The 13647-nt window shown below is 70.4% G+C and carries 12 protein-coding genes and 1 pseudogene; 7 read left to right on the top strand and 6 right to left on the bottom strand.

From position 1 onward, the window contains the following. Positions 1–614: AAA family ATPase (locus RMP09_RS05455; RefSeq protein ID WP_310564990.1), on the top strand; the 614-nt coding region annotated here is incomplete at its 5' end. A 66-nt stretch (positions 615–680) separates the two neighbouring features. Next, the gene (locus RMP09_RS05460) at positions 681–2099 is read left to right on the top strand and encodes an aldehyde dehydrogenase family protein (protein WP_310564991.1); all 1419 of its coding nucleotides are present in this window, start codon (positions 681–683) and stop codon (positions 2097–2099) included. An 18-nt stretch (positions 2100–2117) separates the two neighbouring features. Here the strand turns inward: RMP09_RS05460 and RMP09_RS05465 are convergent, their stop codons facing one another. After that, positions 2118–2363 (bottom strand): hypothetical protein, encoded by a 246-nt coding sequence (locus tag RMP09_RS05465; protein WP_310564992.1) that lies wholly within the window; start codon positions 2361–2363, stop codon positions 2118–2120. Positions 2364–2529: 166 nt separating this feature from the next. Between RMP09_RS05465 and arsC the strand changes: the two are divergent. Beyond that, positions 2530–2889: pseudogene (gene arsC / locus RMP09_RS05470) on the top strand (arsenate reductase (glutaredoxin)); the annotation flags it as partial. Between the two features lie 8 nt (positions 2890–2897). Here the strand turns inward: arsC and RMP09_RS05475 are convergent. Further along, positions 2898–3749: a helix-turn-helix transcriptional regulator gene (locus tag RMP09_RS05475; protein WP_310564993.1), complete on the bottom strand. Its 852-nt coding sequence runs from the start codon at positions 3747–3749 to the stop codon at positions 2898–2900. An 87-nt stretch (positions 3750–3836) separates the two neighbouring features. Here RMP09_RS05475 and RMP09_RS05480 point away from each other — a divergent pair, with 87 nt between their 5' ends. The 4 genes from RMP09_RS05480 (at position 3837) to RMP09_RS05495 (ending at position 8417) form a co-directional block, all read left to right on the top strand. Further along, positions 3837–5054, top strand: coding sequence for an MFS transporter (locus tag RMP09_RS05480; protein ID WP_310564994.1), 1218 nt, complete (start codon positions 3837–3839; stop codon positions 5052–5054). A 143-nt stretch (positions 5055–5197) separates the two neighbouring features. Continuing rightward, positions 5198–6895 (top strand): thiamine pyrophosphate-binding protein, encoded by a 1698-nt coding sequence (locus RMP09_RS05485; protein WP_310564995.1) that lies wholly within the window; start codon positions 5198–5200, stop codon positions 6893–6895. 166 nt (positions 6896–7061) lie between these two features. Continuing rightward, positions 7062–7748, top strand: a complete 687-nt coding sequence (locus RMP09_RS05490; protein WP_310564996.1) for a LuxR C-terminal-related transcriptional regulator — start codon at positions 7062–7064, stop codon at positions 7746–7748. An 18-nt stretch (positions 7749–7766) separates the two neighbouring features. Then, the gene (locus RMP09_RS05495) at positions 7767–8417 is read left to right on the top strand and encodes a Crp/Fnr family transcriptional regulator (RefSeq protein WP_310564997.1); all 651 of its coding nucleotides are present in this window, start codon (positions 7767–7769) and stop codon (positions 8415–8417) included. A gap of 15 nt (positions 8418–8432) precedes the next feature. Here the strand turns inward: RMP09_RS05495 and RMP09_RS05500 are convergent, their stop codons facing one another. From RMP09_RS05500 to RMP09_RS05515, 4 genes are all read right to left on the bottom strand, one after another. After that, positions 8433–10436: a S8 family serine peptidase gene (locus tag RMP09_RS05500; RefSeq protein WP_310564998.1), complete on the bottom strand. Its 2004-nt coding sequence runs from the start codon at positions 10434–10436 to the stop codon at positions 8433–8435. Further along, positions 10433–11398: a phosphatase PAP2 family protein gene (locus RMP09_RS05505; protein WP_310564999.1), complete on the bottom strand. Its 966-nt coding sequence runs from the start codon at positions 11396–11398 to the stop codon at positions 10433–10435. Before RMP09_RS05505 ends, RMP09_RS05500 begins: the two co-directional genes overlap by 4 nt. Positions 11399–11578: 180 nt before the next feature. Continuing rightward, entirely contained in the window at positions 11579–13405 is a 1827-nt protein-coding gene (locus RMP09_RS05510) for an adenylate/guanylate cyclase domain-containing protein (protein WP_310565000.1), read from the bottom strand. A gap of 33 nt (positions 13406–13438) precedes the next feature. After that, the coding region (locus tag RMP09_RS05515; RefSeq protein WP_310565001.1) for a hypothetical protein at positions 13439–13647 on the bottom strand (209 nt) is incomplete at its 5' end.

Below are 13647 nucleotides of genomic sequence, written 5' to 3' on the forward strand. Positions count from 1 at the left end.
TGACCGAGGCGGTGCGCCGCAAGCCCTACAGCGTGCTGCTGCTCGACGAGGTGGAGAAGGCCCACCCGGACGTGTTCAACGTGCTGCTGCAGGTGCTGGACGACGGCCGCCTGACCGACGGCCAGGGCCGCACCGTGGACTTCAAGAACACGGTGATCGTGATGACCAGCAACATCGGCTCGCACCTGATCCAGGCCATGGTCGGCCAGCCGTACGACGAGGTGAAGGAAGCCGTGTGGGGCGAACTCAAGGACCACTTCCGGCCCGAGTTTCTCAACCGCATCGACGAGACGGTGGTGTTCCATGCGCTGGACGCGCAGCACATCGCGTCCATCGCCGGCATCCAGCTCAAGGCGCTGCAGGCCCGTCTGCAGAAGATGGACCTGCGCCTGGACGTGTCGGCCGCCGCGCTGTCGGAGCTGGCCAAGGTCGGTTTCGACCCGGTGTTCGGCGCCCGGCCGCTCAAGCGTGCGATCCAGCAGCGCATCGAGAACCCGCTGTCCAAGCTGCTGCTGGAAGGCAAGTACCCACCCAAGTCGGTGATCCCGGTGGGGGTGGACCCGGTGCGCAACCCGGGCGTGTTCGAGTTCGCGGACGCCATCGCCTACGACTGATGGACGGGGTGCCCCGCTGGGGCGCCCCCTCTACCGCGGCGCGGGGTGCGCTCCTATGATGGCCCGATGACCCAGACGCCCCCCGACCTCCCGTTGCGCGCGCTGTTCGACGCACAGTACCAGGCCAGCCGCGCGCAGATCGACGTGCCCCTGTCGCTGCGGCTGGACCGGCTGCGCCGCCTCCGCGCGCTGATCGACACGCACGGCGCGGCACTGGCCGAGGCCGTGCAGGCCGACTTCGGCGTGCGCTCAACGCGCTTGACCGAGGTGGCGGACTTCTTTGTGTTGCGGTCCCTGCTGGGCGACCTGGAACGCCACACCGGCGCCTGGATGAAAACGCGGCGTGTGCGCACGCCGTTGTACCTGCTGCCCGCCAGCGCCCACATCCAGCGCCAGCCGCTGGGCGTGGTGGGCGTCATCGGCCCCTGGAACTACCCGTTGCAGCTCACCCTGGGCCCGGCCGCCACGGCGCTGGCCGCGGGCAACCGGGTGATGGTCAAACCCAGCGAACTCACCCCCCACAGCTCGGGCCTGCTGGCCACGCTGCTGCACCAGGCGTTTTCGGCCGACGAGTTGTGCGTGGCGCAGGGCGGGCCGGACGTGGCGCGCGAATTTGCCAGCCTGCCGTTCGATCACCTGTTCTTCACCGGCTCCACGGCCGTCGGCCGGCAGGTGGCCGCCGCGGCCGCCGCCAACCTGACCCCCACCACGCTGGAGCTGGGCGGCAAGTCGCCCTGCATCGTCGACGCTTCGGCCGATCTGGACGCGGTGGCGATCCAGATCGCCCACGGCAAGCTGCTCAACGCCGGCCAGACCTGCATCGCGCCCGACTACCTGCTGCTGCCGCAAGGGCGCGAGGCCGAGTTCGAACGCGCCTTCGCCGCGGCCGTGACGCGGCTGTTCCCGACCGGCGCCGCCCACCCCGACTACGCCAGCATCGTGACCGATCGGCACCATGCGCGCCTGCTCGCTCTGGTGGACGAGGCGCAGGCCCAGGGGGCCCGCGTGGTCGAGGTGGCGGCGCGCATCGGCTCGGGCCATGCGCGGCAGATGACGCCGGTGCTGGTGTTCCAGCCCGCGGCCGACGCGCGCCTGATGCGCGAAGAAATTTTTGGCCCGGTGCTGCCGGTGCTCAGCTACACGAAACCCGATGACGCCATCGCCACCATCAACGCCGGGCCGCGCCCGCTGGCGCTGTACTGGTTTGGCCGCGACACCGCCGCGCGCGACCGCGTGCTGCGCGGCACGGTCAGCGGCGGCGTGACGGTCAACGACACGCTGCTGCACATCGCCCACGAGAACCTGCCCTTCGGCGGCGTGGGCGAGAGCGGGTGGGGCGCTTACCACGGCGAAACCGGCTTCCTGCGCTTCACGCAGCAAAAGCCGGTGCTGGTGCAGTCGCGCTGGGCGGCGTCCAGCCTGTTCTACCCGCCCTACGGGGCGCGGTTCGACCGCGTGATGGGCCTGCTCAAACGCTGGCTCTGAACGCCGCTGGACCGTGGATCAGGCCGCGGCGCCGTCGTCCTCGTCGTCCTGCACCCGGATGGCCATGGTCTGCAGGTAACCCTGCTGGCGCAGGCCGAAAGCCAGTTCCGACACGTCATCGCCCAGCAGCAGCGAGAGTTCTTTTTCGCTGCGCCGGCCGTTGGCCATCAGCAGCAGCGTGTGCGCCTGGCGGCCGATCAGGTCGGGGCGCGACAGGGCGTCCCAGGCCTTGGGGGTTTTGGCGATGCGTTCGATGGTGGCCATGGTCTCGTGTCCTTCCTGCGCGCGTGACAGCGAAGAGAGCAAGATGCGGGCCGCGTGTGACATGGCGGTGACACCGAGATTGCCCGCGGTCCGTGCCCGATGGGTGGGCACGCCGCACCGACGGGGGGCGCTATCCTCTCGCCGCGCACAAACTGGAGGCACGCCCATGAAACCATCTGCACAGAACGTCACCATCTTCCACAACCCGGCTTGCGGCACCTCGCGCAACGTGCTGGCGCTGATCCGCGAGGCTGGCATTGAGCCCGTGGTGGTGGACTACCAGAAAACCCCCTACACCCGCGAGCAGTTGAGCGGCCTGCTGCAGGCCATGGGCCTGCGCCCGCGCGACGTGTTGCGCACCAAGGGCGACCTGTACGCCGAACTGGGCCTGGCCGACCCGGCGCTGAGCGACGCGCAACTGCTGGACGCCCTGCTGGCCCACCCGGTGCTGGTGGAGCGTCCCATCGTCGTCGGCCCCAAGGGCACGCGGCTGTGCCGGCCCAAGGAACGCGTGCTCGACCTGCTCTGATCTGATCAGGCCGCGGGTGCCGTGGACGGCCCGAAGCGTGTGGGCGGCTGGCCCAGTGCCGCGCGGAACATGGCGGTGAAGGCGCTGTCGCTGGCGTAGCCGCTGGCCGCCGCCACCTGACCCACCGGCGTGCCGCGCGCCAGCATGGGCAGCGCGTGCGCCAGCACCACCTGCTGGCGCCAGCGCTGGAAGCCCATGCCCAGTTCGTCGCGGAACAGCCGCGCCAGCGTGCGTTCGCTGGCGCCGCTGTGGTGGGCCCACTCGGCCAGGGTGGCGTGCAGGGCAGGGGCGTTCATGACCGCTTCGCACAGCGCGCGCAGGCGCCGGTCGCCGCGCTGCGGGTCGGGCATGGGCACGCCCAGGGGCTGGGTGGGGGCATGCGCCATCTCGGCCAGGACCAGGGTGGCCAGGGCCTGCTGCTGGGCGGTGTGGCCGGCGTGGTGCGGCTGGTCCATGGCCAGCACAAGTTCGCGCAGCAGCGGCGAGACCACCAGCACGCGCGAGGCGTGCCAGGCCCCGGTGACGACCGAGGCGTCCACGTACAGCGTGAGCAGCTGCGAGGCTTCGAGCATGGTGACCGCGTGCCGCGCCAGCGGCGGGATCCAGACCGCGCGCGAGGGCGGCACGATGGTGGTGGTCTCACACGCGGGGCCGTCGGCGTGGGCGCCGGTCGCCACCGTCACCTGCAGCAGGCCGCTGGCGCAGTAGGCCAGCTGGCCCCAGGCGTGGTGGTGCGGCTCGAACTGCGTGTCGTGCCCCATGGCGCGGGCGCGGCAGCGCACCGGGCGGTCGGGGCTGGGCTGGTAGGCGTCGGTGTCGCCGACCGGGACGGCCTGGCGCTGGCGGCGGGTGTTCATGGGGTGCTGGGCGCTTTGGCGGAAATTCGACAGGACTTGTCTTTTTATCGCAAAACGCCAGACGCTGCTGCGCCTAACATGCCGCCGATGAACACCGCCACCCTCGACGCCAGCGCGCCCGCCAACCCCATTCCCCTGCAGCAGGACGCCGCCGTCATCGGCCTGGTTGGCCTGGCGCACGGCACGTCGCACTTCTCGCACCTGCTGCTCGCGCCGCTGTTCCCGGTCTTCATGCGCGACTTCGGCCTGAGCTTTTCCGATGTCGGCCTGCTCATGACCATCTTCTTCGTCATCTCGGGCTCGGGCCAGGCCATGGCCGGTTTCGTGGTGGACCGCATCGGTGCGCGGCCGGTGCTGTTTGCCGCCATCGGCTGCTTCCTGCTGGCGGCGCTGGCCGCGTCCGTGGCCACCGGCTACCCGGGCCTGGTGCTGGTGGCGGTGCTCGCCGGCCTGGGCAACGCACCGTTCCACCCGGCGGACTTCACCATCCTCAACCAGCGCGTGTCGGCGCCGCGCCTGGGCCATGCCTTCAGCGCGCACGGCCTGACCGGCAACCTGGGCTGGGCGCTGGCGCCGGCCTTTCTGGTCGGCATCACCGCGCTGGCCGACTGGCGCACCGCCTACCACGCGGCTGCGCTGTTGTACGTGGGGGTGCTGGCGCTGCTGTTCTGGCAGCGCGACAAGCTGCTCACGCAGGTGCATGTGCGCCATGCCGATGCGCCCAAAGGCTCGGACACGGCCTTTCTCAAACTGCCGGTGGTGTGGTGGTGTTTCTCGTTCTTCCTGCTGTCCACCATGACGCTGGCGGTGGTGCAGAGCTTTGCGCCGTCCATCCTGAAGGCCGTGCACGGCGTGAGCGTGGAAGCGGCCACCCTGACCATCAGCGCCTACATGCTGTGCGGTGCCTTCGGCATGCTGGTGGGCGGCTTCGTGGCGGCCTACACCAAGCAGAGCGACCGCGTGGTGGCGCTGGCCATGAGCGCGGGGGCCGTCCTGCTGCTGGTGTGCGCCACCGGCTGGCTGGGCGCCACCGGCACCATGGTGGCGCTGGCCGCCACCGGTTTTGCGGTCGGCGTGGGCGGCCCCAGCCGCGACATGATGATCAAGAAAGCCACGCCCAAGGGCGCCACCGGGCGCGTCTACGGCACGGTGTATTCGGGGCTGGACGTGGGCTTTGCCGTCTCGCCCCTGGTCTTCGGCAGCTTCATGGACCGCGGCTGGTTCGCTGCCACGCTGGCCGGCGCGGCGCTGGTGTTGCTGGTGTCGGTCTATGCGGCCGTGGGTGTTGGCCGCCGGACGGCCTGACGGGCACCCCCGCCGCGCTGCGCGCGACCCTCTCAAGGGGGCGACACCAGCCGTCCGGCAAAGCCGGCCCGGCGGTGTCTCCGGACGGACTGCCTCATGCGGTGCGCGGCGCGCTTGGGGTGATGGCGCGGCACAATGCCCGCATGACCTCACAACTCGCCGGCCACCTGCTCGTTGAATGCCTGATCGCCCAGGGCGTCACCCACGCCTTTGGCGTGCCGGGTGAGAGTTACCTGGCGGTGCTCGACGGCTTCCACCAGCACGCCGACCGCATCCGGTTCGTGATCAACCGGCAGGAAGGCGGGGCCGCCTTCATGGCCGAGGCGCAGGGCAAGCTGACCGGGCGCCCCGGCATCTGTTTCGTGACCCGCGGGCCGGGGGCGACCAACGCTTCCATCGGCCTGCACACCGCGTTCCAGGATTCAACGCCCATGGTGCTGTTCGTCGGCGACGTGGCCAGCGATGCGCGCGACCGGGAGGCTTTTCAGGAGGTGGACTACCTGAGCTTCTTCGGCCCGTCCACCCGCGGCATGGCCAAGCGGGTAGAGCGCATCGACGACGCCCGCCGCATCCCCGAATACGTGGCGCGCGCCTTCGCCACCGCCCTGAACGGCCGGCCCGGCCCGGTGGTGCTGGTGCTGCCCGAGGACATGCTGACCCAGACCGTCGAGGCCCGGCCTCTGCCGCGCGTGGAGCCGGTGCAGGCCTGGAGCGACCCGGGTGCGCTGCGCGACTTGCGCGCGCTGCTGCTGCAGGCGCAAGCGCCGCTGGTGATCGCCGGCGGCGGCGGCTGGACGCCGCAGTCCGCCGCCGCCCTGCAGCGCTTTGCCGAAAACTGGCAACTGCCGGTGGCCAACGCCTTCCGCTTCCAGGACTGTTTCGACAACCACCACCCGAACTACGCGGGCGACATCGGTCTGGGCATCAACCCGGCGCTTGCTGCGCGCGTGAAAGAGAGCGACCTGATCATCGCGATCGGCCCGCGCCTGGGCGAGGCCACCACCGGCGGCTACACGCTGATCGAAGCGCCGGTGCCGCAACAGAAGCTGGTGCACATCCACGCCAGCGCCGAAGAACTGGGCCGCGTCTACCAGCCCACGCTGGCGATCCACTCCACCATGAACGCGGCGGCCCGATCGCTGGAAGTGCTGACCGCGCCGCCCGGTGTGGCCTGGGGCCAGTGGACGCAGGCCTGCCGCGCCGACTACGAAGCCAACGTGGACGTGGCCAACGGGGGCATCACGCTGCCCGGCGCCATCGACATGCCTGCCCTCATCCACACCCTGCAGCGCCACCTGCCGGCCGATGCGGTGCTGACCAACGGCGCGGGCAACTTCGCCAGCTGGCTGCACCGTTTCTACCGCTACACCGGTCTGGCCAAGGGCCACAAGACCCAGCTGGCCCCCACCAACGGCGCCATGGGCTACGGCGTGCCGGCCGGCATCGCCGCGGCCATCCTCACCGGGCGGGTGGCGTTCACCATCGCGGGCGACGGCGACTTCCTCATGAACGGGCAGGAACTGGCCACGGCCGCGCAGCACGGCGCCAAGAGCATCGTGCTGCTGCTCAACAACGGCAGCTACGGCACCATCCGCATGCACCAGGAGCGCGAGTACCCCGCACGCGTGAGCGGCTCGGACCTGCGCAACCCCGACTTCTGCGCCCTGGCCCGCGCCTACGGCTACACGGCCGAGCGGGTGGAGCGCACCGAAGACTTTGAAGCCGCGCTGCTGCGCGCCCTGGCCGCGCCGGGCGGCACCCTGATCGAGGTGCCGCTGAGCGAAGAAGTCATCACCACGCGCGGCACCTTGTCGGCCATCCGGCTCAAGGCACAGGCCTGATCGGGTGAGCGCCCCGCGGTGCCACAGCGCCCGGGCATTCCGCACGCGCCGGCGGGTTTTTGCCCTGTTTGGTGAATGGATCACAAAATGGCGGGGAACCCGGCGCTAGGACGCCGTGCCCCGGCTGCCTACAGTTCTCCCATCGTCAACGCACAGGAGAAACACCATGTGGACCGCACCCGCCAAGAGCTCAGCCAGCGCCCCGGCATCGGGCATGGGGCTTGTTCCGCAGGGCCTCGAACAGGCACTGCTCATGCGTGTCATGGACGAGATCGACTACGGCGTGTTGGTGATCGACGCCCAGGGCCGCCTGCGCCACGCCAACCACCTGGCGCGCCACGAGCTGGCCAGCCAGCGCCTGGTCATGAGCCAGGGCGGCATGCTGCTGGGCATCACCACCGACCTGAGCGAGCAGATCCAGCAGGCGCTGGAACTGTCCCTGCGGGGCCAGCGCCGCCTGCTGCTGCTCAAGGACGAAGCCAAGACCAAACACCTGTCGCTGGCCTTCGTGCCGCTGACCCACCCGCTGGAAAACGACGCCCCCACCGTGCTGGTGCTGCTGCAGCGCCAGAGCGCCTGCGAAAACGTGTCGGTGCGCATGTTCGCCCGGGCCCAGAACCTCAGCCCCAGCGAAGAGGCGGTGATGATGGCCCTGTGCCGCGGCCTGTCGATTCCCGAGATCGCCCAGGAGCACGGCGTGGCCCAGTCCACCGTGCGCAGCCAGATCAAGGCGCTGCGCGAAAAGACCGGCAGCACCAGCATCCGCCACCTGCTCCAGCGCATCAACAGCCTGCCGCCCATGGTGTCGGCCTTGCGGGCCATTTCGCCGGTGTCGCACAATGCCATGGCCTGAGTCCAGCCATGCGCCTTGATGCCCTACAACGCCGACCGTCCCACTGACCTCTCTTCCACCGCCCACATCGAAGCGCTCGCCGCGATGGGCGTGCCGCGCCGCTACCGGCGCGGCGCCCTGCTGATCCAGGAGGGTGAGACCGGCGACACCCTGTACATCGTGCTGCAGGGCCGGCTGCGCGCCTTCCTGGGCGACGACAGCGGCAAGGAACTCACCCTGGGCACCTACGGCCCGCTCGAATACGTGGGCGAAATGTCGCTCGACGGCGGGCCACGGTCGGCCAATGTGGAGGCCACCGAAGCCAGCACCTGTTCGGTCGTCTCGCGCGCCACGCTGCTGACCTACATCGCCGACCACCCGGAATTCGCGCTTGAACTCATGGGCCGCCTGATCCGCCGCGCCCGCCTGGCCACCGAAAGCGCGCGCAGCGTGGCGCTGATCGACGTGTACGGCCGCCTGGTGCGCCTGCTCAACCAGCTGGCGGGCGAGGCCGATGCCCAGGGCGAGCGCGCCCTGCGCGAGCGCATGACCCACCAGGAACTGGCCCAGCACCTGGCCTGCTCGCGTGAAATGGTCAGCCGCCTGCTCAAAGACCTGGAAACCGGCGGCTACATCGCCGTGCGCGATCGCCGGCTCCACCTGCTCAAGACCTTGCCGGCGCGCTGGTAGGCGCTGCCCGCGCGGTCAGCTGGCGCTGTCCAGCCACAGCCGTGCCACCTGCGGCGCGGCCATGCTGGTGCCCACCATGCGCACCGTCGCCGCGCTGCGCGTGCCGGCGGCCCGCACGCCCCACAGCGTGGCGTGTTCGTCGCTCACCGCGAACCGGTCGGGCACTTTCTGCACACCGGCCCGTTCGGGGCGGGCGGCGTCCGGGTCGGGGCTGCGCGGGCTGTACCGTGCCATCGGGTCCATGCAGCTGCCAAAGTAGCGGATGCCGCCCACCGACAGCGTGTTGGCACCCGTGGCGAGGTCGTTGAACGTGCCGCTGCGGCGCACCGGGGTCGGGTTGTCCGGGTGGTCGATGAAGCTGCCCAGCCCGCCGCTGGTGTCGTAACGGCGGTCCTGCAGATAGGACTGCCGCGCGCCGGTCTGGGTCCCCGCGATTTCGTCGTCGCGCTCGATGTACGCGTCCAGCACCACGGTGCGCTCGCCGCGGTTGGTCACGGTGATCTGCCAGACGCCGGGCGCGCTGCACACCGTGTCCTTGAACCAGCGCGCGGTGGGCGCCACGGCCAGCAGGGCACAGGCACCCGGGGCGCCGAGCGCCGAGGTGGGCGGGAACAGCAGCGCACACTGCGGCGCGCTGGCCGATGGCCAGACCCCGGCGTCGCCCACGCCCCGCGCGGGCAGGGCGGGTTGCCCGGGGGGCGCCAGCGTGATCTGCACGTCCTGCACCAAGGCCTCGGGTTGCGCCGTGTCCTGCAGCCAGCACTCCAGAAAGCTCTGGCTGTGGTCGTCAGGCTGCACGCGCCAGTGCAGCGTGACCGATTCGCCCGGGGCCAGCCGCTCGTTGGCGTGGGTCTGCGCCTGGTAGGCGTTGCCGGCGGGCACCACCAGCTGCGCGTTCAGGCCGCTGGCGGCCACCAGCTGCGACAGCGCCGACTCGATCAGCGACGAGCCGTTGTGGGCCCCGGCCAGTGCACCCCAGCTCAGGTTGATGGCCACGGTGGCGCCGTCCGCGCAACGCGCCAGCGCCCAGGCCAGGGCGTCGAGCACGCTCACGTTGAGCGCACCACCGGAACTGTCGGCGGCACTGGCCCAGTCGAGCTGGGCCACCACCAGTCGGGCGCGGCTGCCGGCGTCGTCGGCATCGCGCCAGTCCGGCGGGCTGTCTTCGTGGCCGATGGTGCGCACCGGCATGCGCGGGCTGGCCGCCAGGCTGGCCACGTGTGTGCCGTGCTGCTGTGCGTGGTTCAGGCCCCACAGCTGCAGCCAGCGGTACAGGCCGTCTTCGTCCAGCCGGCCCTGCCGGGTGTGGCGGGCCATGGCCGCTTCGATGCGGCCTTGGTCGAGTTCGTGGCCATAGCCCAGGTCGGTCGGCGTGGGGCCGGCACGGCGCGGGTCCAGCGGCACCGCGTGCCGCGTGGCGGCGGCACGGCCGTGGGGGCCTTCGGTCGAGTCCTGGCGCCAGAACGCCGCCACCCGTGGGCGGCGCGAGCCGTCGAGAAAGTCGGCGTGCCCCAGCGCGATGCCGTTGTCGATGATCACCACCACCGGGCCGGACACCTGGGTGGGCGCGCGGGGTGCGCCGCTCCCCGGGCGGGCGATGGCCTGCGGCGCCAGACCGCGGGCGTGGTGGCCGACCGGCAGGCCCAGTTCGCAGCGTTGCACCAGGCCCTGCAGCGCACCGCCGACCTGCAGGGCATCGAAGAAGCCGCGCCTGGCGCGCGCGGTGCAGACACGCAGGCCGTTCCAGCGCAGATAGATCCGGGGCACCTGCAGCCAGTCGGGGGTGCTGCGCGCCACCAGGTCGGCCACGCCGACGCCGGGCGCGAGTTCGATCAGCAGCGGCAGCCACTCGGGATCGGCGGGCGCTCCCAGTGGGGAGCGAAAGCCCTCAAAACCGCTGGTTTCGGCCCAGGCCAGGTACGGGTCGCTGTGGGCGTAGGCCTGCGGGTCGGACCAGGCGATGCCGGTGAAGCGGCCCGGTGGCAGCGCCTGCCAGCCCCCGGCGGGGCGGCGGCTCATTGCCACTCCTTGACGGCCTCGTTCCAGAGCCAGGCCATCAGCGGGCCGGTGGGCAGGGTGAAGGCCGCGCCCAGCTGCTGGCCGGCGTCACCGTTGTCGATCGAGTCCTGCAGGTCGAAGTCGCGCGCCGCGCCGCGCGGCCCGCTGTAGTGGCTGCCTTTGAACTCGCGTTCCTTGAACGCGCGCCCCGCGCTGCGGCCCACCATGAACTCGCCCAGCAGGGTGCCCAGCACGCGGCCGCAGGCCGAGTCCACCGGGTAGTGCACGCCCGCCACCGTGCGGTTGACGGCGATGCGGTAGGCCTGCCGTTGCAGCTGCACGTCGGTCGCGTCGTGGCCGGTTTCGTGTGCCGGGCCCGGGCGCGCGGTGCGCAGCAGGGCGTTGAGCAGCGTGGCCACGGTGAAGGCTTCGGTTGCGTGACCGCTGGGGTAGGCGCCGTGTCCGGGCGTGGGGATCATGGGCTGGATCTGCGGCGACAGCTCCACCGGCCGCACCACCGCAAAGATCTGCTTGAAGCGCATTTCCACATGGTTGGCCAGCGCAAACGCCAGGGCCATGAGCTGGTAGGTCTTGGGGCGGCGGTGGTCCTGCGCGCCGATGACGGCGGCCCAGAACGGCACGGGCAGCCCCATCTGCGACAGGATTTCGGCGCCGCGGTCGCCGCGCAGGTCGGCGTAGGCCGCGACCAGTTCGGCCTGGGCCTTGAGCAGGTCCAGGTCGGGCGCCGTGAGGCTCAGCATGTCGTGCTGCTGGTAACCCTTTTTGCCCAGCGCCACGTGGTGCAGGCCGGCCTTGCCCTTGTGGGCGCTGAACTGCAAGCCTTCCACCAGTTCGCTGAAGCAGGCCGCCAGGCGCGGGCCTTCGGACCAGAGCTTGAGGTTGGCCGGGTCGTTGAAACCCGGCACCGGCGGGGTGATGACCGCGCCCTCGAAGGGGCCGGCGATGGCGTTGCGGTTGAGCATCTGCGCTTCGGCGCTGGCGCCGCTGGCGCCTCCGATCCCCCCAATACCGCCTATTCCGCCGATACCCCCAATGCCACCGATGCCTCCAATGCCACCAATACCCCCAATGCCACCGATGCCACCGATGCCACCAATACCGCCCCATGTACCCATTGCTGACTCCTTCAATAAAAGTGGTGTTCAGTGACCGAGACCAAGACCCGTCATGGCCATGGCAGCGCGCTGCCGGATCGGACTCTGGCTTCCGTAGGCCAGAAACTTCGCCACGGTCAGATCCGGCTGCAAGGTGAGCAGTTGCTTCAAGGTCGCGCGGGCCTGTTCCACCTGCCCTGATTCAAACTGTGCGGTCATCAGGACTCGCAACGTGGCGAGGTAATAGCGATTGCGCTGCAGCGACCGTTGACACAACTCGATGGTCTTGGTCAGATCGTTGGCCATAAGGTAACTGTGCGCGACCAGCATTTCGATGAAGAAGCGCTGCGGGTCCAGTGGTGACAGCGCCAGCGCCCGCTCGGATTCGCGGACCGCGTCGGCCGGGTCGCCCCACATGGTCGACCAGAAACCGGCGTACAGCCAGGCTGTGTGGTCGTTGGGGTTGGCGTCGGTGGCCTGCAGCAGCAGCTGGCGCGACTCGTCGAGCTGGGTGCCCAGGTGGCACTGCACATGGCCCTTGATGGCCAGCGCCAGCGAGCTGTGCGGCTCCAGGTCCAGCGCGCGGTCGGCGATGTCGATGGCCTGGCGGAACTCGCTGGGTGCGTTGCCGCTGCGGCCCTGGATGATGTTGAGGACGTGCCACTTGGCCATCCAGGCCCAGGGGGTGGCCACACGCCGGTGGCGTTCGGTGACCGCTTCGAGCAGCTCGCGGCTGCGCTCCAGGTCGCGCGCGGTGGAGCGGTGCATCAGCGCGATGCCGCCCAGCAGCAGCGCGTTGCTGTCGAGCTGCGGACAGGGCAGCACGGTGGCGCGCTGCACGGTGTTTTCAATCACGGCCTGGCTGGCGCTGTCGGTCAGTTCGCGGATGAGCTGGCTGTCGGCCTGCAGCAGGTCGGCGATGCTGCCCACCACGCGGTCGGCCCAGACCACGTCGCTGCGGCGCGCGTCGCTGAGCTCGGCCATGACCACCACCCGGTCGCCCAGCACGCTGTAGCTGCCACTGAGCACATAGCCCGAGCCCAGGTGCGCCTGGATCTCGCTCAGCTGCGCACCCCGCCCGCGAAAGGCGGTGGTGGACAGGCGCGAGATCACGCGCATCTGCCGGCTGCGCGAGAGCTGGGCGATCACGCCGTCGGCGATCAGTTCGCCGATCACCTGGTGTTCATCGAGGCCGGTGCTGCAGTCCAGCGGGATGACGGCGATGGTCGGGCGCAGGTCTTCCTGGGTGGGAGGCAACGGCGCCTTGGATGGGACCACGCCAAGGCGCTCGGCCGGCCGCACGCGCCAGGTGCGCACCGGCTCGGGCCAGTGCTTGAGGTAGCTCTCGCCCATGTCCTCCAGCTCGCCGTCGACGCCGTCGACGATGCCGTCGCGGATGTTGGCCGTGACCATCGTCTCGCCCGGGCCGGCCAGCGAGGCCACCCGCGCGGCCAGGTTCACGCCGTGGCCGTACACGTCGCTGGCGTCCACGTAGAGGTGGGTGCCGTTCAGGCCGGCGCGCAGGTGCAGCTGGTGATCGCCGGCCAGGGTGGTGTTGACCGGGTCGAAGAAGCGGTGGCAGGCCAGCGCGGCGTGCACCGCGTCTGACGCCGATGAGAACTCGGCCAGCAGCCCGTCGCCCAGGCTCTTGACCAGCCGGCCCCGCCATTGCGGCAGCACCACCGACTGGGCGTGCTGCATGAAACGGTGCCAGTGGCCCACCACGGTGGCTTCGTTGGCGGCCATCAACCGCACCGACTCCACCAGATCGATCACCAGCACCACCTTGTTCTGCTGCAGGGGCAGCACCCCCACCAGCGCAGCGGCCGGCTGCTCGGGGGTAGGGGGGGGGCGTTGTGGCGTGGGGACGGTCATGCCTGGTGGTGTGAAGTGCTGGGTGGCAGTTTCTCACACTCGCTTGCGGCGGCGGCGCGCAGACGTCTCACGGGTTGGGCGCAGGCCGCGGGTGCGGCGGGCCAAAAAAAAGCCGCTCGAAAGAGCGGCTTTTTTGTCGAGGACCGTGGCGCAGAAGCGCGGGGCCTCGTGCCTGATCACTTCAGGTGTTCGTTGATCATCTTGGTCATTTCGAACATCGAAGCCTGGGCCTTCTTGAAGAT

The sequence above is a fragment of the Hydrogenophaga sp. genome (assembly GCF_031426985.1).
Lineage (GTDB): Bacteria > Pseudomonadota > Gammaproteobacteria > Burkholderiales > Burkholderiaceae_C > Hydrogenophaga.